Source organism: Kitasatospora sp. NPDC052868 (genome assembly GCF_044547105.1).
Classification (GTDB): Bacteria; Actinomycetota; Actinomycetes; order Streptomycetales; family Streptomycetaceae; genus Kitasatospora.
The window spans coordinates 108,270-128,353 of sequence record NZ_JBITZW010000020.1 but is presented as its reverse complement, the minus strand read 5'-3'; the positions used below and the strand labels follow the sequence as shown (position 1 = coordinate 128,353).

18 protein-coding genes and 3 pseudogenes are annotated in these 20,084 nt (G+C 75.4%); 12 read left to right on the top strand and 9 right to left on the bottom strand.

Annotated features, from left to right (window positions below):
• Positions 1-39: 39 nt before the first annotated feature.
• Positions 40-594, bottom strand: a complete 555-nt coding sequence (locus tag ACIGZJ_RS28005) for a TetR/AcrR family transcriptional regulator (RefSeq protein WP_396459830.1) — start codon at positions 592-594, stop codon at positions 40-42.
• Positions 595-1,132: 538 nt separating this feature from the next.
• Between ACIGZJ_RS28005 and ACIGZJ_RS28000 the strand changes: the two genes are divergently transcribed.
• Positions 1,133-2,314 (top strand): hypothetical protein, encoded by a 1,182-nt coding sequence (locus ACIGZJ_RS28000; RefSeq protein WP_396459829.1) that lies wholly within the window; start codon positions 1,133-1,135, stop codon positions 2,312-2,314.
• A 90-nt stretch (positions 2,315-2,404) separates the two neighbouring features.
• Here the strand turns inward: ACIGZJ_RS28000 and ACIGZJ_RS27995 are convergent.
• From ACIGZJ_RS27995 to ACIGZJ_RS27985, 3 genes and pseudogenes are all read right to left on the bottom strand, one after another.
• Positions 2,405-3,361, bottom strand: a pseudogene (locus ACIGZJ_RS27995) (chitinase); the annotation flags it as partial.
• Positions 3,362-3,559: 198 nt separating this feature from the next.
• Positions 3,560-4,177 (bottom strand): annotated as a pseudogene (locus ACIGZJ_RS27990) (carbohydrate binding domain-containing protein); the annotation flags it as partial.
• A gap of 244 nt (positions 4,178-4,421) precedes the next feature.
• On the bottom strand, positions 4,422-5,780 hold the full coding sequence (locus tag ACIGZJ_RS27985; protein ID WP_396459828.1) for a hypothetical protein: 1,359 nt from the start codon (positions 5,778-5,780) through the stop codon (positions 4,422-4,424).
• 150 nt (positions 5,781-5,930) lie between these two features.
• Here ACIGZJ_RS27985 and ACIGZJ_RS27980 point away from each other — a divergent pair, with 150 nt between their 5' ends.
• From ACIGZJ_RS27980 to ACIGZJ_RS27950, 7 genes are all read left to right on the top strand, one after another.
• Positions 5,931-7,169: an ACP S-malonyltransferase gene (locus tag ACIGZJ_RS27980; protein WP_396459827.1), complete on the top strand. Its 1,239-nt coding sequence runs from the start codon at positions 5,931-5,933 to the stop codon at positions 7,167-7,169.
• Positions 7,166-9,103: a hypothetical protein gene (locus ACIGZJ_RS27975; protein ID WP_396459826.1), complete on the top strand. Its 1,938-nt coding sequence runs from the start codon at positions 7,166-7,168 to the stop codon at positions 9,101-9,103. Before ACIGZJ_RS27980 ends, ACIGZJ_RS27975 begins: the two co-directional genes overlap by 4 nt.
• Entirely contained in the window at positions 9,100-10,140 is a 1,041-nt protein-coding gene (locus tag ACIGZJ_RS27970) for a 3-oxoacyl-ACP synthase III family protein (RefSeq protein ID WP_396459825.1), read from the top strand. The genes ACIGZJ_RS27975 and ACIGZJ_RS27970 overlap by 4 nt, the downstream gene beginning before the upstream one ends.
• An 84-nt stretch (positions 10,141-10,224) precedes the next feature.
• Entirely contained in the window at positions 10,225-11,064 is an 840-nt protein-coding gene (locus ACIGZJ_RS27965) for an SDR family NAD(P)-dependent oxidoreductase (RefSeq protein WP_396459824.1), read from the top strand.
• Complete coding sequence (locus ACIGZJ_RS27960) at positions 11,061-12,155, top strand: beta-ketoacyl-ACP synthase III (RefSeq protein WP_396459823.1); 1,095 nt, start codon at positions 11,061-11,063, stop codon at positions 12,153-12,155. Before ACIGZJ_RS27965 ends, ACIGZJ_RS27960 begins: the two co-directional genes overlap by 4 nt.
• Positions 12,152-12,418 carry an acyl carrier protein gene (locus ACIGZJ_RS27955; protein WP_396459822.1) on the top strand — a complete coding sequence of 89 codons (267 nt, stop codon included), beginning with the start codon at positions 12,152-12,154 and terminating at the stop codon, positions 12,416-12,418. Before ACIGZJ_RS27960 ends, ACIGZJ_RS27955 begins: the two co-directional genes overlap by 4 nt.
• The gene (locus tag ACIGZJ_RS27950; RefSeq protein ID WP_396459821.1) at positions 12,415-13,737 is read left to right on the top strand and encodes a beta-ketoacyl-[acyl-carrier-protein] synthase family protein; all 1,323 of its coding nucleotides are present in this window, start codon (positions 12,415-12,417) and stop codon (positions 13,735-13,737) included. The genes ACIGZJ_RS27955 and ACIGZJ_RS27950 overlap by 4 nt, the downstream gene beginning before the upstream one ends.
• A gap of 70 nt (positions 13,738-13,807) precedes the next feature.
• Here the strand turns inward: ACIGZJ_RS27950 and ACIGZJ_RS27945 are convergent, their stop codons facing one another.
• Both ACIGZJ_RS27945 and ACIGZJ_RS27940 read right to left on the bottom strand, forming a co-directional pair.
• Positions 13,808-14,581: an alpha/beta hydrolase gene (locus tag ACIGZJ_RS27945; protein WP_396459820.1), complete on the bottom strand. Its 774-nt coding sequence runs from the start codon at positions 14,579-14,581 to the stop codon at positions 13,808-13,810.
• Between the two features lie 118 nt (positions 14,582-14,699).
• Positions 14,700-15,455, bottom strand: a pseudogene (locus ACIGZJ_RS27940) (alcohol dehydrogenase catalytic domain-containing protein); the annotation flags it as partial.
• 123 nt (positions 15,456-15,578) lie between these two features.
• Between ACIGZJ_RS27940 and ACIGZJ_RS27935 the strand changes: the two are divergent.
• Together ACIGZJ_RS27935 and ACIGZJ_RS27930 are read left to right on the top strand one after the other, a co-directional pair.
• A complete protein-coding gene (locus ACIGZJ_RS27935) occupies positions 15,579-15,776 on the top strand; it encodes a CGNR zinc finger domain-containing protein (RefSeq protein WP_396459851.1) in 198 nt (65 codons plus the stop codon).
• 112 nt (positions 15,777-15,888) lie between these two features.
• Positions 15,889-16,134, top strand: a complete 246-nt coding sequence (locus ACIGZJ_RS27930) for a hypothetical protein (RefSeq protein WP_396459819.1) — start codon at positions 15,889-15,891, stop codon at positions 16,132-16,134.
• 81 nt (positions 16,135-16,215) lie between these two features.
• Here ACIGZJ_RS27930 and ACIGZJ_RS27925 read toward each other — a convergent pair whose 3' ends face one another.
• Positions 16,216-17,250, bottom strand: coding sequence for a saccharopine dehydrogenase NADP-binding domain-containing protein (locus ACIGZJ_RS27925; RefSeq protein ID WP_396459818.1), 1,035 nt, complete (start codon positions 17,248-17,250; stop codon positions 16,216-16,218).
• A 96-nt stretch (positions 17,251-17,346) separates the two neighbouring features.
• On the opposite strand from ACIGZJ_RS27925, the gene ACIGZJ_RS27920 reads away from it, so the two are divergent.
• Entirely contained in the window at positions 17,347-18,294 is a 948-nt protein-coding gene (locus ACIGZJ_RS27920) for a helix-turn-helix domain-containing protein (RefSeq protein WP_396459817.1), read from the top strand.
• Positions 18,295-18,312: 18 nt separating this feature from the next.
• On the opposite strand, the gene ACIGZJ_RS27915 is transcribed toward ACIGZJ_RS27920, so the two are convergent.
• The gene (locus tag ACIGZJ_RS27915) at positions 18,313-18,771 is read right to left on the bottom strand and encodes a hypothetical protein (RefSeq protein ID WP_396459816.1); all 459 of its coding nucleotides are present in this window, start codon (positions 18,769-18,771) and stop codon (positions 18,313-18,315) included.
• A gap of 59 nt (positions 18,772-18,830) precedes the next feature.
• On the opposite strand from ACIGZJ_RS27915, the gene ACIGZJ_RS27910 reads away from it, so the two are divergent.
• Positions 18,831-19,283, top strand: a complete 453-nt coding sequence (locus tag ACIGZJ_RS27910; RefSeq protein ID WP_396459815.1) for a MarR family winged helix-turn-helix transcriptional regulator — start codon at positions 18,831-18,833, stop codon at positions 19,281-19,283.
• 129 nt (positions 19,284-19,412) lie between these two features.
• On the opposite strand, the gene ACIGZJ_RS27905 is transcribed toward ACIGZJ_RS27910, so the two are convergent.
• On the bottom strand, positions 19,413-20,051 hold the full coding sequence (locus ACIGZJ_RS27905; protein ID WP_396459814.1) for a CGNR zinc finger domain-containing protein: 639 nt from the start codon (positions 20,049-20,051) through the stop codon (positions 19,413-19,415).
• Positions 20,052-20,084: the final 33 nt, after the last annotated feature.

Genomic DNA, 20,084 nt, shown 5'->3' with positions numbered 1-20,084 from the left:
GGCCTGATGGGCCGGGCCTCAGAGCCACCGTGCGGATGCTCAGCCCGGGCACACCGCGTCCAGCACCAGGTCGAGCAGTCGCTCGGCCTGGTCGCCCTGCCCGGGGTGCGGGGTGGCGAGGGCGACGCCGAGGGCGAGTTGGAGCAGGTCGTCGGGGGTCAGGTCGGGGCGGGCGGTGCCGCTGTTCCGGGCGCTGGACAGCAGGGCGGTGGCCGCCTCCCGGATCCGGCGGTGGCAGTCCGTGCCCAGCGACCCCTCGGCCTCCATCAGGAGTGCGCTGCCGAGGCCCTGGTTGACGCGGGCGTGGGCGACGAAGGCGCCCAGCCAGTCGGCGAGCGCGGCGTCGGCGGGTTCGGTGGCCAGCAGCCGGTCGGCGGCGGTGCAGAGCCGCTCGACCCGCTCGTCGAGGACGGCCGCGAGGAGGGTGCCGCGGGTGGGGAAGTGCCGGTAGAGGGTGCCGGGGCCGACGCCGGCCCGGCGGGCGATCTCGTTGAGCGAGGCCTCGGGGCCGGCCTCCGTGAACGCCTCCTGGGCGGCGGCGAGCAGCCGTTCGCGGTTGCGTCGGGCATCGGTGCGCTGCGCGGCGGCGGCCATCGGCTGGTCCTCGCTGTCCGGGTCGTGGTGGTCTTGGCGGCCGCGGGAGGCCGGTCAAGCGGAGGTGTTCCGTACTGTAGGGCACGCCGAAGCGGAGATCATTTCCGGATGTCGCGGCCACGGTCGCCCGGATGGTCGGAGGCGGGTGCCCGGTCCTGCGTGGGGCGGGGTTTGGGTCAGACGAGTGAACCTGGTGGAGTCTTTCGCCGTTCGGGAGCTGTTCGGCCGCCCGCCCGGGGGCCGGGCACCGGGGCCGGTGGGCGCGGCGGGTGCGCGAACCGTCCGGGCCCCGGATTTCCGGGGCCGGTGGGGCCTTCGGCGGTCGTGATGGTCGCAGGGGTGGCGCCGGGAGTGGCGCCCCGCTCCGGGCCGATGGCCGCCGCCGACCGGGGTGCCTCGTTCCTTCGTTCGGAATTCCTCTACTTCGCGTGCCTGCAGCCATGGTGACGCCTCGTCAGCGAAGGTGGCGAATGCCCTTCGGCGAACCAGTATGTGCGGCAGGCGTATGCCGGAAGCAGGTTTCGGAAGGTGCGAACACGTGAACAGGACGCGACTGTCGGAAGCGTTCATCCTGCCGGCGATCGGTGACATCGGCGACATCGGCGACGAGGGGGTCTTCGTCGTGAGCCGCTTCACCCACCCCGCCCGCGGGGAGGTGCGCTGCCCCGCTGCGCCCCTGATCGCGGCGTGGTTGGCCGGGCAGGGGCATGCCGCACCGGTTCGCGCCGTGGCGCCGCGAGCGCTCGGGCGATCGGACCGGACGGCCGGGGCCGCGCGGTCCGGGGTGCTGGCCGCGACGACCTACCTCGACCCCGGCGGCCGGGTCGCGGGCCTTGCGGTGGCGGGCGGAGCCCGGAGGGCGGCCCTGGCCGAGGAGGTCGTCCGGCACTGGTCGCGGGCGCTGCGGACCCGCCGTGTGCTGGTGGCACCCGGCCCCCGGCCCTGCCGGCACGGTCGGCACGGCACTGCGCTGCTGCCCGATCCCCGGAGTGCGGGGTCGGTCCGGTGGCCCCGGGCGGAGGACGGCTGCCCGAAGGCGGCTGCGGCAGGTGCGCTGGTCCGGGCCTATCTGGACCGGGGCGACACGGTACTCGTCCTCGGCGGCCGGGAGGAGCGTCGCCGTCCTGAGCGGGCCGGACCGGGCGCCTTGCCGTCCGGGCCGGTGGTCGAGGTCGCCGGGGTGGGAGCGTCGGAGGCCTTGGCCGCGCTGGAGGGGCTTGCGATTCGGGACGAGACGCGGTTGTCGTTCGTGGTCAGTCCGTGCGCGGTCGTCGACGAGGTCGGCGGGCTGCTGCGCGAACTCCGGCTCCGGTACCCGTCGTTGCGCGGTCAGCACCCCGACCAGTGGTGCTATGTGGCCTCCGACGCGCGGTGGGCCGAGCGGGCGGTGGCCGAGGCGAGCGATCTGACGCTGCTGACCGGCGAGGGCGAGCCCGCCCTCCTCCCGCTGCCCGGCCGTGGGTCCGTGCGCAGGATCAGGACGCTCGGCGACCTCCTGCCCGAGGAGATCGCCGCGGCCGCGACGGTCGGAGTGCTGGCCACCGACGGCGGGTCGGCCGCCGAGGGCGGTCCGGTGGCCGAGGGTGTCCCGGCCGCCGTGACGGTCGCCGGGCTCCTGGAGGTGCTCGCGGGGTTGGGGCCGCTGAGCGTCGTCAGCCACCGGGTGCGGACGGACGTCGGTACCGGCATCCACGAGGACACGCCGGCCGCCCCTCGTTGAGGCCGCGCCCCGGTGCCGCGAAAGACGGTGCACCGGGGCGCGGACCTCAGCCGGGTCTCAGCGAGGCGTCAGCGGGATGTCAACTGGATGTCAACGGCCCTGGAGGGACTTGGCGTTGTCGCCGAAGGTCCAGCCCTTCGAGCCGTCCCAGTTGATCGACCAGGTCATGAGCCCCTTCAGTTGACCACCGAAGGCGTTCCACGACTGGCTGACCAGGCTCGGCGCCATGTAGCCGCCGCCCGCGCCGGGTTGGGCCGGCAGGCCGGGCACCTGCTTGTCGTACGGCACCTTGATCGTGGTGCCCTGGATGACCAGGCCGTTGTTCAGGCAGGTGGTCTGCGCGGTGAAGCCCTGGACGGTGCCGGCCTGGTAGGAGTCGCCGGAGCAGCCGTACATGCTGCCGTTGTAGTACTGCATGTTCAGCCACCACAGGCGGCCGTTGTCGGCGTACTTCTTGATGATCGGGAGGTAGGAGCCCCAGATCGACCCGTAGGTGACGCTGCCGCCGGTGACGTACGCCGTCTCGGGGGCCATGGTCAGGCCGAAGCCCGCGGGCATCTGGGCCAGCACGCCGTCGATGATGCGGATCAGGTTGGACTGGGAGGCGGACAGCGTGTTGATGTTGCCGCTTCCGGACAGGCCGGTCTCGATGTCGATGTCGATTCCGTCGAAGTTGTACTTCTTGAGGATCGGCACGACGGTCGCCACGAACCGGTCGGCGACGGTGCTGGAGCTCAGGTCGATGCCCGCGGCGGCGCCGCCGATCGACATCAGGAGCGTCGCGCCGGCGGCCTTGGCCTGGCACATCTCGGCGGGGGTCGAGACCTTGACGCCGGCGTCCATGCCGTCCTGCCACTGGACGGTGCCGTCCGAGAGGATCACCGGGAAGGCGGCGTTGATGACGTTGTAGCCGTGCGCGGCGATCCGGCTGTCGGTGATGGGGACCCAGCCCATGCCGGGGTGGACGCCGTTCGCGGCGCCGTCCCAGTTCTCCCAGTAGCCCTGCACGACCTTGCCCGACGGCTTGGGCTTCGTGGGGCAGGTGTCGCCCGGCGGGGTGGTGGTCGGCGGCGCCGTGGTGGTGGGCGGTGCGGTGGTCGTCGGAGGCGTGGTGGTCGGCGGTGCGGTGGTCGTCGGGGGAGCGGTGGTGGGCGGGGTGGTGCTCGGCGTGGGGCTGCTGCCGCCGGGGCCGACCAGCGACACGTCGTCCGCGTAGTACGCGGGCTGCCCGTACCAGCCGTGCAGGTAGACGGTCACCGAGGTGGTGTTCGCCCCGGTGGTGAAGCCGACGCTGAGCTGGCTGTAGGACGCGCTGCTCGGCGTCCAGGTGGACGGGGCGCTGGTGATCCCGGTGCCGGTGGCGCCCAGGTAGATGTAGCTGCCCTGGACGTAGGCGCTCAGCGCGTACTGGGAGTTGGGCTGAACGCTGATGGTCTGGCTGCACTGGGCGTTGTCCAGGCCGGTGGGCGTGGCCTTGAGCGCGGAGGTGCCGGAGTGGACCGGGCTGGTGACGGCCGTGCCGGAGCCGCCGGAGCAGGTCCAGTCGGAGAGCCCGTTCTCGAATCCGGCGTTGGCCACCAGGTTGGTGGTGGCGGCCCCGGCGCTGACGGAGCCGGCCACGACGAGGCCGGCACCGATGACGGCGGCGGCGCTCACCCCGGCGATGGAGCTCTTCAGGACGGTCGGCCGGTGGGTGGCGCGGCTGGTCCGGTTCACCTGCGGTGCGCGTTCCACGGACGCCCGCTGCGGGCGAGGGGTCCGGAGCGGATCGCTCCCGGCCTGGACGCCTTCCAGACGGTCGGGGCCCGAACCGGGGCGGAGACCGCCCGACGGGCGTGGATTGCGCGACCTTCGACGGAACATGCTGTGCTCCCTTTCCCGCCGGGCGCCAGGGAACTGACCGGCGCGTGGGGGCGTGACGCCCGGCTCTGGGTGAGGTGGGGACATGTGGGGCTGTGCCGGACCGGATCGTAGAAGGGGCGGCGGGGCGCGTCAATAGGTCTGGACCAATATTGGGGGTGCGGCTTCGCCGGGCGGGGGCGACCGGCATCTCAGGACACCGTCAAGTTGCTTTGTGGCTGGGAATGTTGGGCTTCAGCAGGGGGGCCTATCGAGGGCGGAGGGCGGTGGCGCGTTGGATGAGGTGGTCGACGGAGGGGCGTCGGCGGTGCGGGAGGAGGAGGCGGGGGAGGCGGGCGCGGGCCGCGTGGGCCCGGCGGGAGGAGAGCAGGGGGTAGACGTCGAGGAACTCGTGCCAGGTGGCGCACGCGGCTTCGATGCGGCCGGCGGCCAACTGTGTTTCGGCCAGGCGGCTGAGGATGAAGGCGCGGGAGCGGGCCTCGGCTCGGGGGCGTCGGGCGGCGGACGTCTCCAGGGATCTGATCGCCCCGGGGAGGTCGCCGAGTTCGGCCCGCACGAGGGCGCGCTGGTGGTCCCAGGACGCGCGGTGGTAGTCGCCGACCGGTGGCGGGGGGCCGGCGATGAGCGGGAGGAGGTCGCGGGCGTCGTCGAGGTGGCGCAGCGCCGCCGCTCCGTCGCCCACCGCGGCCTCGGCGAGGGCGACTTGGCCCAGCACCGCGGCGCGCAGCCGCGGCGGGGCGGCGCCGATGTGGCAGTCGGCGGCGGAGCGGGCGAGTCGTAGGCTCTGCCGGGGGCGGCCGAGTTCGTAGGCCTGGGCGCTCATCGCCCGGAGGACCATCGCCTCGGTGGCGGTGTCGCCCGCGCGGTGGGCGAGCGCGAGACCGATCCGGTAGTACCAGCCCGCCAGGCCGTTGAGTTCGTCGTCGACGTGCATGAACGCGCACAGGTAGCAGAGCCGGGCCGTGTCGCCGAGCAGCCGCGCGTGCCGGACGGGCCCGTAGGGCCGGCTGAGCATGGGCGCCACCGTGGTGGCGAGCAGTGCGGCGAGCGCGGTGCGGGCCTGGCCCCCGCCCTGGGTGCGGTCGACGGTGGCGAAGACGGTCAGCAGCTGCCCGAGCACATCGGGTTCGGCGTCCGCCGGGCCGCCCTGCCCGCGGTACCGGCCGCGGCCGCCCGTCGGGCCGCCCGTCTGGCCGCCGGTGGACGGCCGGATGAGGGCCGTGACGTACTCCTCGGCCGACAGCGGCCGGTAGGCGAGCAGCTCGCCGTGCCGGCCCGGAACGCTCGCCGCCGCGGCGAGGCTGCGAAGCGCGTCCCGGTCGGAGGCCCTCGCCGAACCGTCGGCCTGCGGGTCGGCGAATCCCGCGTCGGTCAGGGTGACGGTACGGCCGAGCCGTCGGGCCAGCGCGGCACAGACGAAGTGCGCGGCAGGCCTGCGGGGTTCGGCGCCGGTGATCCACTGGTGGACGGAGGCCCTCCGGTAGGCCAGGCTCATCCCGGCCTCGGCGGCGACCTGATTGACGGCTCGGGCCAACTCCTCGCCGGTCCAAAGGGATTCGGCGAGGAGTTCGCGAAGGCGGGTGTTGGGTATGCGGCGGCCGGTCATGGCTCCCCCCGGGAGGTCCTTCAAGCCGGGGCGCGGGGATCACACGCCAAAGGCGGGCCCCTGCATTTCACCGCCCCATGGTAGCCAGCCGCCGCCAAGTTCCGAGGGCAAAAAGAGAATTGACGGTCCATAAGTATTGACAGGCCAGAGGTGCGGCGCCACTCGGCGCGGTCGGTGATCGGCGCCACCATCGGTGGTATCGGCGGTTCCCTCCCGGAGCGCCCCGAGGTGGAGGCGACGCCCGTGAACCCCGGCCCGAACGGCCCCACGGCCACCGGTGGGGTGGTCCACATGTTCCCCGGCCAGGGGGACTTCAGCCTGACCCCGCTGCTGCGGGCCCTGCCCCGGGTCCCGTCGCTGGCGCGAGCGGTCACCCAGGTGTTCGAGGAGGCCGACACGGTCGCCGCCGAGTTCGGGGTGCTGCCGATCGGCCCGCGGTTGACGGGCGGCGGCTTGCCGCCCAACGCGGCCGGGCCGAGGCTCAGCACGGGCGTGCTGGCCGGCGAGGCGCCCGGAACCGTCCAACTCGCCCTGTTCGGCGTGTCGGTGGCGGTACACCGCGCGCTCGAGGCCGACGGGCTCCGGGCGGACCGCCTCCTCGCGGTCAGCTTCGGCGAGATCCCCGCACTCACCGCGGCGGGCTCCTGCCCGATCGTCGACGGGGCCCGACTGTCCTGCCGCCTCGGGCAGTTGCTGACGGCCGCGGGCGGTGGCATGACACTGCTGGGCGCGGCGGAGCACCGGGCCCGCAGACTGCTGGCCGAGGCCGGACCGGCAGCGGGCTCGGTCGTGGTGGCCGGTGTCAACCACGCCGAGGAGACGGTGGTCTCGGGCAGCCCGGCCGGCCTCGCCGCAGTGGAGACGTCGGCCGGGCGACAGGGCGTCGCCGCCCAGCGCCTGCGGCTGCCGTTCATGAGCCACCACCCGGCCCTCGCCCGCGAGGCGGGCGCGTTCGCGCACTACGCCCGGGGGCTGCGCCTCGAGCCGCCGCGCCGACCGGTCTACTCGGCGGTCGCCGGGCGGTCCTACCAGCAGGACACGGATCTGCCGCGCGCGCTGTCCGCCTGTCTGGTCCGCGCCTTCGCCCTGCCCGCGGTGCTCGGGCCGGCGCTGGCCGGCGCCTCGCAGGTGGTCGAGGCGGGAACCGGCCGGACGCTCACCAACAGCGTGCGGCTCCTCACTCCGGACGTCGAAGCCCTGGCGCCGGTGTTCGACGGCGCGTGGCCCGTCCGCGAGCCGGGCCCGCCCCCGCCCCCGTCGCCCTGGCCGCCGACGGACCCGCCCGGCCGGCCGGCGTCCGACCCGCCCGGACAGGGGGACCCCCGCGCCAGGCCCTGGCGGACCGCGGCCGACACCCACCGCACGACCGCAGCAGAGAGGGAATCGTGAACACCGGACAACAGGACCACCGCCGCCCCGGCGCCGCGGACGTACTGGCGCGCCTGACGGCACTCCTCCCACCCGGACGGGGCGGCGAGCTGGGGAAGCTCCTGGCGCAGGACGGAACACGCGGCGACCCGGCCGCCCTGCGGACGGACACCCGCGCCCACGAACGGCTGACCCGGCTGGCGGCGCTGCTTCCCCCCGCTGCCGAGGTGGTCGCCGACGCCGAACTCCTGGCCGCCCTCGGCGAGGCGACGGTCCTCGCCGATCCGCCGCTCTACCAGACCCTGCTCTCCCACTACACGCTGTGCGTGGGGTCGCTGGTCCTGCTGGGCGGCCGGAACGCCGACCCGGACGGCGCCCTGGCCCACGCCCGGACCAAGGGCTCCTTCATGGTCACCGAGATCGGCGAGGCCGGCAGCCACCTCGGCATCCGGACCGAGGCGCGGTTCGACCCGGCGCGCCGGGAGTTCGCGCTGCACACCCCGGACGACCGGGCCGCGAAGTTCTCCTCGGTGGCCGCCGAAGGGCTGCCCCAGCAGGCGGTGGTCTGCGCCAGACTGCTGACGGGCGGTCGGGACAGCCGGGACGGCGGGGCGTCCGACGGCGGGGCGTCCGGCGGCGGGGCGTCCGGCGGAGGGGTGTTCTCCTTCCTCGTCGACATCACCGACGCCGAGGGCCGCCCCGCACCGGGCGTCTCGATCTCGGACCCGATCGCGGTCGGCGCCCTCCCCCTGCCCTACGGCCTCGTCCGCTTCCACGGCGCGCGGGTGCCCTACGCCCGCTGGCTCGCGGACCGGTCCACGATCGACGACGCCGGCCTGCTGCACGACCCGCAGCCCGGTCCCGACGCCCGTCTGCAGCGGACCCTGAGCTGCGGTCAGGGGCTGTGGGCCACCCTCCCCTCGGCGATGGCGGGCCTGGCGGGCCGCAGCGCGGCCATGGCCTGGCGGTTCAGCGCCGACCGCCGCACCCACGGCCGACTGGCCCCCGGGCGGCCCGTCCTGGAATACCGCACCCAGCAGCACACCGTCATCGGCGCACTGGCGGAGGCCTACTCGCTGCGCTGCACCGCACGGGCGGCCCTGTCCGGATGGGCGGCCCTGCGCGGCCCGGTGGCAGCCCCCGGAACAGCCGCACCGCCGGACACCGCGATGACCTTCTCCCCGTGGGCCGGGGTCGACCGGGCGCTCGCCCTCCACAAGGCGCACAGCACGCGCACGGCCGCGGAACTGATCGACGGCCTGCAGCACCGCTGCGGCCTGTCCGGCCTCCTCGACGGCAACCGGCTCTCCGGCTACCTCGGGTTCGCCCGCGCCTTCGAGAGCGCGGGCGGCGACAACACCCTCATCCTGCTCGACGCCGGGCGCGCCCTCGCCGAGGAGCAGGCCCGCCAGGGCCGCCCGACGACCGGCCCGCGCGGGGCCCGGCCCGACCCGACCGACGCGGCGTGGTGGCCGGAGGCCGTCTCCACCCTGCGGGACCGGCTCGCCGACGAGCTCGCGGCGGCGCACACGGCCGGCGCCGCGGCGGGGCGCCGCGCACTGGACCTCTGGAATCCGCTGCTCGCGGACGCCCTGGAGCTGGGAGCGGTCCAGGCCTGCCGGCTCGCGGCCGACGCCGCCGCGGACGGCCCGGCGTGGGGCGTTCCCCTGGCCGACGACCTCGCGGCGCTCGCGGGACTCCGCCAGGCCCGACGGCTGGCCGGGCCGCTGCTGACGGCCGGGGTGCTCACGCCCGCCGCGGCGCGCGCCCTCCCGGCCGCCATGGACACCCTGTGCGACCGGCTGCGACCGGCCCTCCCGGACATCGTGGACGCCCTCGACCCCGGCGCCGCCCTCGCCCCCTCCGCGCTCGACCGGCCCGACTACGCCACCGCACTGCTCGCCGCCCACGGCACCCGTACCACCCCCCGAGACCCGACAGGGAGCACCTCGTGAACCAGCGCACACCCCCCGCGATCGGCGTTCTGGGGATGGGCACGTACCTGCCCGAGGAGGTGCGCGGCAACGGCGAGGTCGGCCGGCTCGCGGGCGTCTCGGCCGAGTGGATCCTCGAACGCACCGGAGTGGTCGAGCGGCACGTCGCCGCGAGCGGCGAGGCCGCCTCCGACCTCGCGGCGGCGGCCGTGCTGGCCGCCTGCGAGGCCTCGGGCATCCCGCCGGACCGGCTCGACGTCGTCATCGCCGCCACCTCGACACCCGACGAGCTCGGACCGGCCACCGCCTGCCGGGTCCAGGCACTGACCGGCGCCGCGAACGCCGTCGCCCTGGACGTCAGCGCGGCCTGCTCGGGCTGGCTGTTCGCGGCCAAGGTCGCCCACGACTGGCTCTCGACCACCCCCGGCAGCCGGTACGCGGCGGTCGTCGGCGTCGAGGCCTACTCGAAGTTCGTCGACCCCGCCCACCGGGGCACCGCCGTGCTCTTCGCCGACGGCGCCGCCGCCGCCGTCCTGGGCCCCGTCCCCGGGGACGGGGGCTTCCGGGGCTTCCGCCTCGGCTCGGACGGCCGCGGAGCGCACCACGTGCTCATCCCCGGCGGCGGGAGCCGGATACCCGCGAGCGCCCGCAGCCTGGCGGACGGCCTGCACCACATCCACATGGACGGCCGGGCCGTCCGCGACTTCATCACCGAGGTCTTCCCGCGCATGGTCGAGGAGACCCTCACCGAACACCGGCTCGACCTCAAGGACATCGACGCCTTCATCACCCACCAGCCCAACCCGCTGCTGCTGCGCACCGTCGCGGCCGGCCTCGGCATCCCGCCCGAGCGCCTCCACATCACCGGGGACCGGACGGGCAACATCGGCGCGGCGTCCGCCCCGTTCGCGCTGGCCGACGCCGCGGCCGGCGGCCTGCTGGCCGACCGCGCCCGGCTGCTGGTCTGCGTCCTCGGCGCCGGCCTCACCTGGGGCAGCGCCCTGCTCACCTGGACCGGCGCCCCCGCGCTGCACGCCGTCGCCCCCAGCGCGTCCTGACACCCGCCCGGCCCGCCCGTCCCGTCCCGCCCTGACCGCACCGAGGCCGCCCCGAGGCGGCGTCAGAACCAGAGGAGCCCCCTGATGACCGTCCTTGACCAGTTCCGGCTCGACGGCCGGCGTGCGCTGGTGACCGGCGCCTCCCGCGGCATCGGCCAGGCCGTGGCCGTCGCCCTCGCCCAGGCCGGAGCGCGGCTCGCCCTGTCCGCCCGCACCGCCGCCGGGCTCAAGCACACCGCCGACCTGGTCGCCGAGTACACCGAACGCCCCGCGCTCGTACCGGGCGACCTCGCCGACCCCGCGCAGGCGGTGCTCGTCGACCACGCCGCCGAGGCCCTGGGAGGACTCGACATCCTCGTCCACAACGCCGGGATCCTGCCCGCCGAGCCCGACGGCAGCGCACTCTTCGCGCCGCTGCAGTACCTCCCGCAGCCCGTCTGGGAACAGGTCGTCGCCGTCAACCTCAACGCCACCGCGGCCGTCTGCCGGCACGCCCACCCGCACCTGGCCCGCTCCGACGGCGCCAGCCTGGTGCTGATGTCCTCCGTGGCCGGGCTGGTGGGGACGCCGCTGATGGAGGTGTACGCCGCCACCAAGGCCGCCCAGGTGTCGCTCGCCCGCAGCCTCGCCGTCGGGTGGGCCCGCACGGGCATCCGGGTCAACGCCCTGTGCCCGGGCTGGGTCCGCACCGACATGACGGCGTCCGTCCACACCGACGCCGCCCTCAGCGACTGGCTGCTCGCCCACGTGCCGATGGGCCGCTGGGCCGAACCGGAGGAGGTCGCCGCGGCGGCGCTCTTCCTGGCCTCGCCCGCCTCCGCCTTCCTCACCGGGCAGGCCGTCGCGCTGGACGGGGGCCTGTCGGTGCCCGACGGCGGCCTGGCGGGGATCCCCAAGCCGCACTCCCCGTTCCTGGCGCCATGACGCCCCTGCCCGGCCGCCCGGCCGACCGGCCCGCGGCGGTGATCGGCGGAATCGGCGCCAGCCTCCCGCCCCGGGTGGTGACCAACCAGCAGGTCATCGAGCACGGCGCCCTCGACACCAGCACCGACTGGATCACCAGCCGCACCGGCATCCACCGCCGGCGGCTGGCCGGCCCCGACGTCGCCACCGGGGACCTGGCCACGGCCGCCGCCCGCGCCGCGATCGACTCCGCCGGGCCCACAGGCCCGCGCCCCGACCTGCTCCTGCTGGCCACCACCACCCCGGACCGCCCCTGCCCGGCCACCGCGCCCGAGGTCGCGCACCGCCTCGGCCTGGGGCCCGTCCCCGCCTTCGACCTCGCCGCCGTCTGCTCCGGCTTCCTCTACGCCCTGACCACCGCCGCCGCCCTGCTCCGCAGCGGCACCTGCCAGGCCCCGCTGGTGGTCGCGGCGGAGAAGTACTCGGCGATCATCGACCCGCTCGACCGCGACACCGCACCGCTCTTCGGGGACGCGGCCGCCGCCGTGCTGCTCCGCCGCGGCGACGCCGCCGAGCCCGGGGCCCTGCTGGAAACCGACTGGGGCAGCGACGGCGCCGGGAGCGACCTGATCGCCGTCGCCGGAGGCGGGGCCCGCCTGCCCGCCACCGTCGGCCTGCGGCGCGAGGAACAGTACTTCCGGATGCGCGGCCGACCGGTCTACGCACACGCCGTACGCCGGATGGCCGCCTCCGCCACAGCCGTCCTGGGCGCGACCGGCTGGCAGCCCGGGGACGTCCGGGCCTTCATCGGGCACCAGGCCAACCAGCGCATCCTGGACGCCGTCGCCGACCGGCTCGGCATCCCGCCGCAGCACCGCTTCGGGAACATCCGCGAGGTCGGCAACACGGCCGGCGCGTCCGTCCCGCTCGCGCTGGCCGACGCGGCCGCCCGGGGCGTCCGCCCACCGGGCGCCCCGACCCTGCTCACCGCCTTCGGCGGCGGCCTCACCTGGGCCTCCGCCACCCTGCTCTGGCCCGACGCCCCCGTGCGCACGGCACCCCCGGAGCCCCGCCCGCACACCCTCGACCACAAGGAGGTCGGCACCCCGTGAACCCCGTACGCGAACACCTGGTCGCCCTGCTCAGCGGACAGTTCGAAGTCCCGACGGACGCGATCGGCGACGACGCCGCGCTCGGCGACCTGGACCTCGACTCGCTCGCCCGCGTCGAACTGGTCGTCAGCCTCCAGGAACACTGGGGCATCGGCCTCGACGACGACGGCGACTCCGCGGCCGACGTGACGGTGGGCCGGCTCGTCGACCGCGTCCACGCCCTGATCGCCGAGACCACCGGGCAGCCCGGAGCGCTGGAGTGAGCGCAGCCCGCCCGCCCCTGGCCGTCACCGGGATCGGCCTGGTCACCCCGGCCGGTCCCGGGGCCGGACCGACCTGGCAGGGCGTCCTCGCCGCCCGCGCCACGGCCGCGCCGGATCCGGCGCTCGCCGGACTGCCGGTCGGCATCTCCTGCCGGGTGCCCCGGTTCGACGCCAGAGCGCTGCTCGGCGGCCGCCGGTCCTGGCGGCTGGACCGCGCCACCCACTTCGCGCTGGTCGCGGCGCGCGAGGCCGTCGCGGACGCCGGACTGTGGCCCGAGGACTGGAACGGCGCCCGGGTCGCCATCGTCCTCGGATCGGCCGCCGGCGGCGTGGGCAGCTACGAGCAGGCGGCGCGACGGTTCGGTGCGAGCGGCCCGTCCGGCGTCTCCGCGCTCGCCCTGCCCGCCTTCCTGCCGAACATGGCGGCGGGCCAGCTCGCCATCGAACTCGGCGTCACCGGACCGGTACTGCACACCGCGACCGCCTGCGCCTCGGGCGCCGGCGCCATCCACACCGCGGCCCTGCTCCTGCACGCCGGGGCCTGCGACATCGCCCTGGCCGGCGGCGCCGACGCCATGATCACGCCGGTCTGCGTCGCCGGGTTCGCCCGGATGCGGGCGCTCTCCCGCCGGCCCGATCCCGGCAGTGCCTCGCGGCCCTTCGACGCGGGCCGCGACGGCTTCGTCATCGGCGAGGGGGCCGCCTTCACCGTCCTGGAGCGCCAGGCCGACGCACTGTGCCGACGGGCGCCCACCCGCGCCCTGCTGGTGGGCGTCGGAACGGCGGCCGACGCCTACCACCCGGTGGCACCGCACCCGCGGGCCCGCGGCCTCGCGGCGGCCGTCCGGCAGGCCCTGGCCGAAGCCGGCGCCGCCGCGGACGACGTCGACCACGTCAACGCCCACGGCACCGGGACCAGGCTCAACGACAGTGCGGAGGCGGGCCTGATCGACCGGCTCTTCGCCCGCCGCCCCCCGTCCGTCACCTCCGCCAAGGGGGTGCTGGGCCACACCATGGGCGCGGCCGGCGCCATCGAGGCCGCCCTGACCGTGCTCACCGTCCAGCACCAGACGGTGCCCGCCACCGCGGGCTTCGCGGTGGCCGACCAGGACACCGACCGGATCGACCTCGTCCACGGCGCCCCCCGGCGGCAGCGGCTGCGCCTGGCCCTCAGCACCTCGGCCGGGTTCGGCGGCCACAACACGGCGCTGGCGTTCACCCCCGCGGACTCCCCGGACTCCCCGGGCCCGCCGGGCCTGCCGGGCCTGCCCGGCACTCCGGGTCCGCCCAGTACTCCGGGCCCGTCGACGGCTTCCTGAGACGGCGTCGACCGGGCAGGGCGGGGCTCGCCCGCGCATCCCGGCGCGGCCCCGGCCCGCGGTCGCGGTGTCAGACCGGGACCGGTGCGGCACCGAACCGGCGGGCGAGGTAGTCGAACCAGGTCCGGTGGAAGGCGGCGGCCAGCCGGGAGGCGGGGGCGATGAGGTCGAACGCGTGGTAGGCGCCGGGGTAGAGGTGGAGCTCGACCGGGACGCCCTTTGCGCGCAGCCGGGTGGCGTAGTCGAGGTCCTCGTCCCGGAAGCAGTCGAGGTCACCGACGGTGATGAAGGTGGGCGGCAGGTCGGCGAGGTCGGCGGCGCGGGCGGGGGCCGCGTACGGGCAGACGTCCTCGGTGCCGGCGCGGTCGCCCAGGATCGCCTGCCAGGCCAGCAGGTTGGTCGAGCGGTCCCAGATCCCGATGTCGGTGATCTGGTGGCTCGACGCGGTCCGGTTGCGGTCGTCGAGCATGGGATACGTCAGTGACTGGAACAGTGGTGCCACGCCGCCGCGGTCGCGGACCAGGAGGGCCGTGGCCGCCGCGATTCCGCCGCCCCCGCTCTGGCCGGCGATGCCGATGCGGGTGCCGTCCAGACCCAGGGCGTCCGCCTCCCGGACGAGCCACTGGTAGGCGGTGAAGCCGTCCTCGGCGGCGCCGGGGGCGGGTGTCTCCGGGGCGAGCCGGTAGTCGACCGCGGCGACGGCGCAGCCGAGGCTCGCCGCCAGCCTGGTGAGCCACGGCTCGTCCTGGGCGGCGAAGCCGAGCACCTGGCCGCCGCCGTGGAACCAGAGCAGTACCGGCAGCGGTCCCGGCGCGGCCGCGGGACGCAGCAGGCGGACCGGCACGGCGGGGCCGTCCGATGACGTCGATCGGCAGGGCGACGTGGCCCCGTTCGGCGGCGGTGGTGTGTCCGAGTTGGAGGTGGCGGCCGCGGGTGCGCAGGGACAGTACCGAGTTGCGGCAGGCGGCGGCGATACCCACGGCGTCGACCGACACGTGGGCGCCGCCGCCGGTGAGGGTCTTCACGGCCTCGACGGGGTCGGTCGCGGCGGCGTTCACGGTGTGGACCGCGCCGAGCGCGCGGGAGGCGTCCAGCTTGTCGTCGGTGACGTCGACCGCGATGACGTTGGCGCCCGTCGCCGCGGCGATCTCCACCGTCGACAGCCCCGTGCCGCCCCCGGCGCCGTACACCGCGACCCACTCGCCGCCACGGACCCGCGCCCGGTCGACGACCCCGTGGAAGGCCGTCATGTAGCGGCAGGCCAGCGCGGCGACGTCGGTGAAGCCGACGCCCCCGGGCACCTCGACCAGGTTGACGTCGGCGAAGCGGACCATGACGTACTCGGCGAAGGCGCCCCAGTACGACACTCCGGGCACGAGCGCGTCCACGTGCTCGCAGACGTGCTGGTTGCCGCCGCGGCACGGCTCGCACGAGCCCTCGCCGGGGTTCATCGGGAAGATGACGCGATCGCCCTCCTTCCACCCCCGGACTTCGCGGCCGACCTCCACGACGGTGCCGGCGAATTCGTGGCCGAGTACGAACGGGGCCTCGACCCGCGGTCCGCCGGTCCAGAACTGCCCGGCCCACAGGGCCCAGTCGGTCCGGCAGATGCCGTTCGCCCCGACCCGCACGATCGCCCCGTCCGGCGGGCAGACGGGGTCGGGAACGTCGCGCAGGACGAGCGGCCGGTGGAGTTCCTCGATGACTGCGGCGCGCATGGCGCGGCCTCCTCGTGGTGCGGGGTGAAGACGCGCGAAAGCGGGCAGCCCTCGACGCCCGAACTCGCCCCCGACGCCACCACCGTGCGCTGGCACGGCGACGGGATCACGGCGGTGCTGTCCATGGTCGCCCGGGACTTGATCGCCCTCTGCGCCTCGGAGCACCGCGCCCACGTCCGCCTCCGCGGAAACCCCGACTGCGCGGTCCCCTTCGTCGACACCTCCCGCGCGAGCGCCCGCCGCTGGTGCTCGATGAAGACCTGCGGCGCCCTCGCCAAGAAGCGCGCCTACCGCGCGAGGCAGCAGACACCGGACCGTTGAGACGGCCCCCGGGCCCGGCCGGTCACTGAACGGCCGGGCGCAAACGGCGCTCCCTCCGGGCGGATCGTCCGGTGCGCCCAGGGGAGGACGACCCTGGGGCAGGATGATCACCATGACGACAGCGAGGGATGTGACGGACGGTCTGACCTGGCTCGCGGAGCCGCAGTCGATCGCGTACGGCGGGTACAGCGTCTCCTCCGCCTGGCGGGACGGCCGGCCGCTGCCCGACCCGGAGCGCGAGCGCGACGACCTCCACCGCACCTGCCTGGGCGTGCTCGGCCGCTCCTTCGGACTCGCCCTCCCGCGCGCCGCGGTGGTCGAGGGCGAACTGCCCGCGGTGCTGCTGGAGGCCGGCTGACCGGCGCACGCCTCCCGCCGTTCCCGCGGTCGGAATCGTCTGCCGTCCGGGAGCCCCCGTCCGGGAGCCCCGCCCTGGCGGTCAGTCAGGGAGTTCGACCGACAGGTTCGGGGCCAGCGCCCGGAGGAAGTCGGCCGCGTGGAACGCCGCACCGGCCGACGCCACGCCCGTGGCGCGGGTTTTCCCGGCGAGGACCTGCTGGGCCGCCTCCACCACCAGGGGGGCGGTGATCGCGTAGATGTCCTGGCCGCGGGCCGTGGCACGGCGCTCGACCCCGCCCGCACGGACCAGGACGTCGACGACGAACGTCTGGTCGGAGCGACCCAGGTCGTCGACCGCCTCCGGCGCCGGGGTGTCCTCCGCGGCGAGGTCCCGTGCGGCCTCGAGCGTCATGTAGGTGCGGACCTCGGGCACGTCCACATGGCTGGGGACGGTGACGATGTCGGCCATGCTGAACTCGGCGAGCACCGTGCGCCGGCCCAGCGGCTCCGGGAAGTCCCAGTCCTGCTCCGGCGACCTGTCGTCGTGGTACTGCAGCCCGCCGTCGGCGAACCGGACCCGGCGGCCCGCGCGGCGCTCGTGCGAGACCCGGCCGGCCTCCCGGGTGCCCGGAGTGGGGTGCCAGCCGTTCAACCCGTAGGCGACGTGCACCTCGTCGGCGGCGGTCAAGTCCCCGAGGGCCGCCGTCACCAGGAGGTCGCCGAGGCCGCCGTAGAACGCCATCGCCGGGACGACGAGGGTCTCCGCCTTGCGGGCCGCCTCGGCGTGGTCGGCGAACGTCGAGGCGTTCGCCTCGATCTCCGCGGCGACGTCCAGGTACGGGATCCCGGCGCGCAGGGCCGCCTCGACGACCGGACCGGCCGTCACCGCGAACGGTCCGGCGGCGTTGATGACGGCCGCCGCACCGGCGAGCGCCCGGTCCAGCGCGTCCGGGTCGTCCACGGCGGCGGGCCGCGCCTCGACGCCGGCGCCGGTCTCGGCGGCCAGCGCCGCCAACGGGGCCGCGCTGCGCCCGGAGACGATGGTGGCGATGCCGCGCCTTTGCAGTTCGGCGACGATGAAGCGACCGGTGTGACCCGTCGCGCCGTAGACCACCACTGCAGCCGCTGTACTCATGGTTCCCCGATCTCGATGTGCTGAGGACTCCAGTCTTGCCGCGGGCGGGGCCCGATCGTGAGTGTCCCGAACGACACCACCCGTACACTTTCGGACATGCCAACTGTCGCACTCCCGGCCGCCGGTGACCTGCTGCACTTCGAGCTGGGGGTGGCCTGTGAGATCTTCGGCAACCCCCCGCGCGAGGCCACGGACGGCTGGTACGACGTGCTGCTCTGCGGGACGGGCCCGGTGAAGGTCGGCCCGTTCGTGGTCGAACCCGACCACGGGCTGGAGCGCCTGGTCGGCGCGGACACGGTGATCGTGCCCGCCTGCGCCGACGTCGACGTCCCGCCCCCGCCGGAGCTGGTCGAGGCCGTGCGGGCGGCCCACGAGGCGGGTGCCCGGGTCGCCTCGCTCTGCACCGGGGCGTTCGTGCTCGGCGCGGCCGGCCTGCTGGACGGCCGGCGCGCCACCACGCACTGGGCGCACACCGCCGAGTTGAGTGCGCGTCATCCGCTGGCCGTGGTCGATCCGGACGTGCTGTACACCGATAACGGCAGCGTGCTCACCGCCGCGGGCAAGGCCGCCGCAGTGGACCTCTGCCTCCACCTGGTCCACCTCGACCACGGCGCGGCCATCGCCAACTCGGTGGCTCGCCGCCTCGTCATGGCGCCGCACCGGCCCGGTGGCCAGGCCCAGTTCGTGGCCACGCCGGTGCAGCTCAGGGGTGACCACGTGCTGGCCGACCTGCTCGCCTGGGCCCAGCAGCGGCTGGACCGGCCGCTGACGGTGACGGACCTGGCGCGGCGGGCGAACACGAGCCCGCGCCATCTGGGGCGGCAGTTCCGGTCGGTGACCGGTCAGACGCCGCTCCAGTGGCTGCTGACCCAGCGGGTGCGCCGCGCCCAGGAGTTGCTGGAGGCCACCGACGAGAGCGTGGAGGCGGTGGCCCAGGCCACCGGCATGGGGACCGCCACGACACTTCGGCGCCAGTTCAAACGGGTCGTCGGGGTCTCGCCGGCCGGATACCGGCACGCGTTCCGCAGCGCGAATCGCGCCTGAGGAGGGGTGCGGGGCCGGTCAGGCCCCTTCGGCGGCGGGGAGGCTTCCCGTAGCCCGGGCTGCGAGGGTCGCACGGTCCGAGCGGGCCAGCCGGGAGGCCAGGCCCAGGTGGAGGACGGCGAGAACGGTGCCACCGACGGCCATCCCGGGATTGCGGGCCGAGACGCCGATGACCGCGTCGGCCAGTTGTACCGCGCCGGAGATCAGCAGCAGCGGTCCGAGCGTGCGGCCGGTGCGGCTGGTCCGGCTGATCAGCAACTGGTGCACCAGGACGGCGCCGAGCGGCAGGGCGCGGGCCGCGTAGGCCTGAACGTACAGGTCGGTGAGCGGCGTGGCCGGGTCGGTGCCGCCGGGCAGGGCCAGGCCGGGGGAGAGCAGCCCGACGACGCTGGAGGCCATGGACAGGGCGGCGCCGGCCGCATTGGCGATCACCAGGACGCGCATGCCCCGGCTGGGCGGGGTGGCGGAACGAAGCATTGAGTCAGACCTCAAATCGTTCGATCTCTGAATGGTTACCGCATGCTAGCGTTCCTCGCGTGAGCAATGTCAACCCCCCGCCGCTGACCGCCTCCGTGGTCTTCCGGCTCGGCACCCTGGGCAGCCTGGTCACGGCACGGTTCACCACCGCCCTGGCGGAGCTGGGCCTCAAGCCCAAGCACGTCGGCGTACTGGTGGCACTGGACTCGGGCGCGCAGCCGTCCCAGCTGGAACTGGCCCGCACCATGGCGGTGGCGCCCAGCCTGGTGGTCGCGCTGGCCGACCACCTGGAGCAGGTCGGCGCGGTGGACCGGGTGCGCGACCCGGCCGACCGGCGCCGCCAGGTACTCGCGCTGACCGACACCGGGCGGAGCCTGCTCGCCGACTGCACCGCGCTCGCACACCGGCTGGACGAGGAGCTCACCGCCTCGCTGACCGCCCCCGATCGGGAGGCGCTGCGCCGCACGCTGGGCGTACTCGGTGTCGAGGCCGGACTGCCGACCGGGGACTGACCGGACCGACCGGCCGCGCCTCGAGGTCCTGTCCGGCCGGCCGTGCGCGGAGCCGGATGGCGAGGGCGGCCCGCGAGGAGGGCGCCGGGGTGGTCACGGCTTCGAGGGGCCGCCCGCGGGGCCGCGGCCTCACGCCTCGGGCGGGGCCTCGCCCTCCCGGCGCTGCCGCCGGCGGTAGTTGCGCATGGACACCTGGGAGCCGCAGCCGGTGCTGCAGTAGAGCCCCGCTCCGTTGCGGGTGCGGTCGAAGAAGCCGAAATGGCACGGCGGGTTGCGGCACGCCTTGATGCGCGCCCAGTCGCCGGTCTGCGCGAAGGTCGTCACCGCGGCCAGGACGGTCCCGAACACGCTCGGAACCCCGGTCTGCGGCGACGCCAGCTCGACGCCACCGGCCGTGACCACCGTCGCCAGCGGGTAGAGCGCACCCGCGCGCCGCAGGTGCTGCTCGGCGTGCCGGAGCGGCTCGCCCAGGCTCGCCTCGTCGCCCGAATGCGCGAGCAGCAGGGTCACCAGGGCGTCCCGCAGTTCCCGTGCGGCCGCGGCATCCGCATCGGTCGCCACGGTCTCGCCGCCAACACCGCCAACACCGTCTACGCCGCTGAACTCGCCGTGCTCCGCGAGCCACGCCGCGAACGAGCGGCCGTCCCCGAACAGCTCCTGCCGGCCGCCCCCGTCCGCGCGGGTGTTCACGAACGCGAGCACGGTCTCCACCATCGGCACGACGGTGCGCGGGCTGGGCTTCGCGGATCCGGCCGCAGTGCTGCTCATCGCCCCATCCTACATCGGCCGGAAGAGGCACTA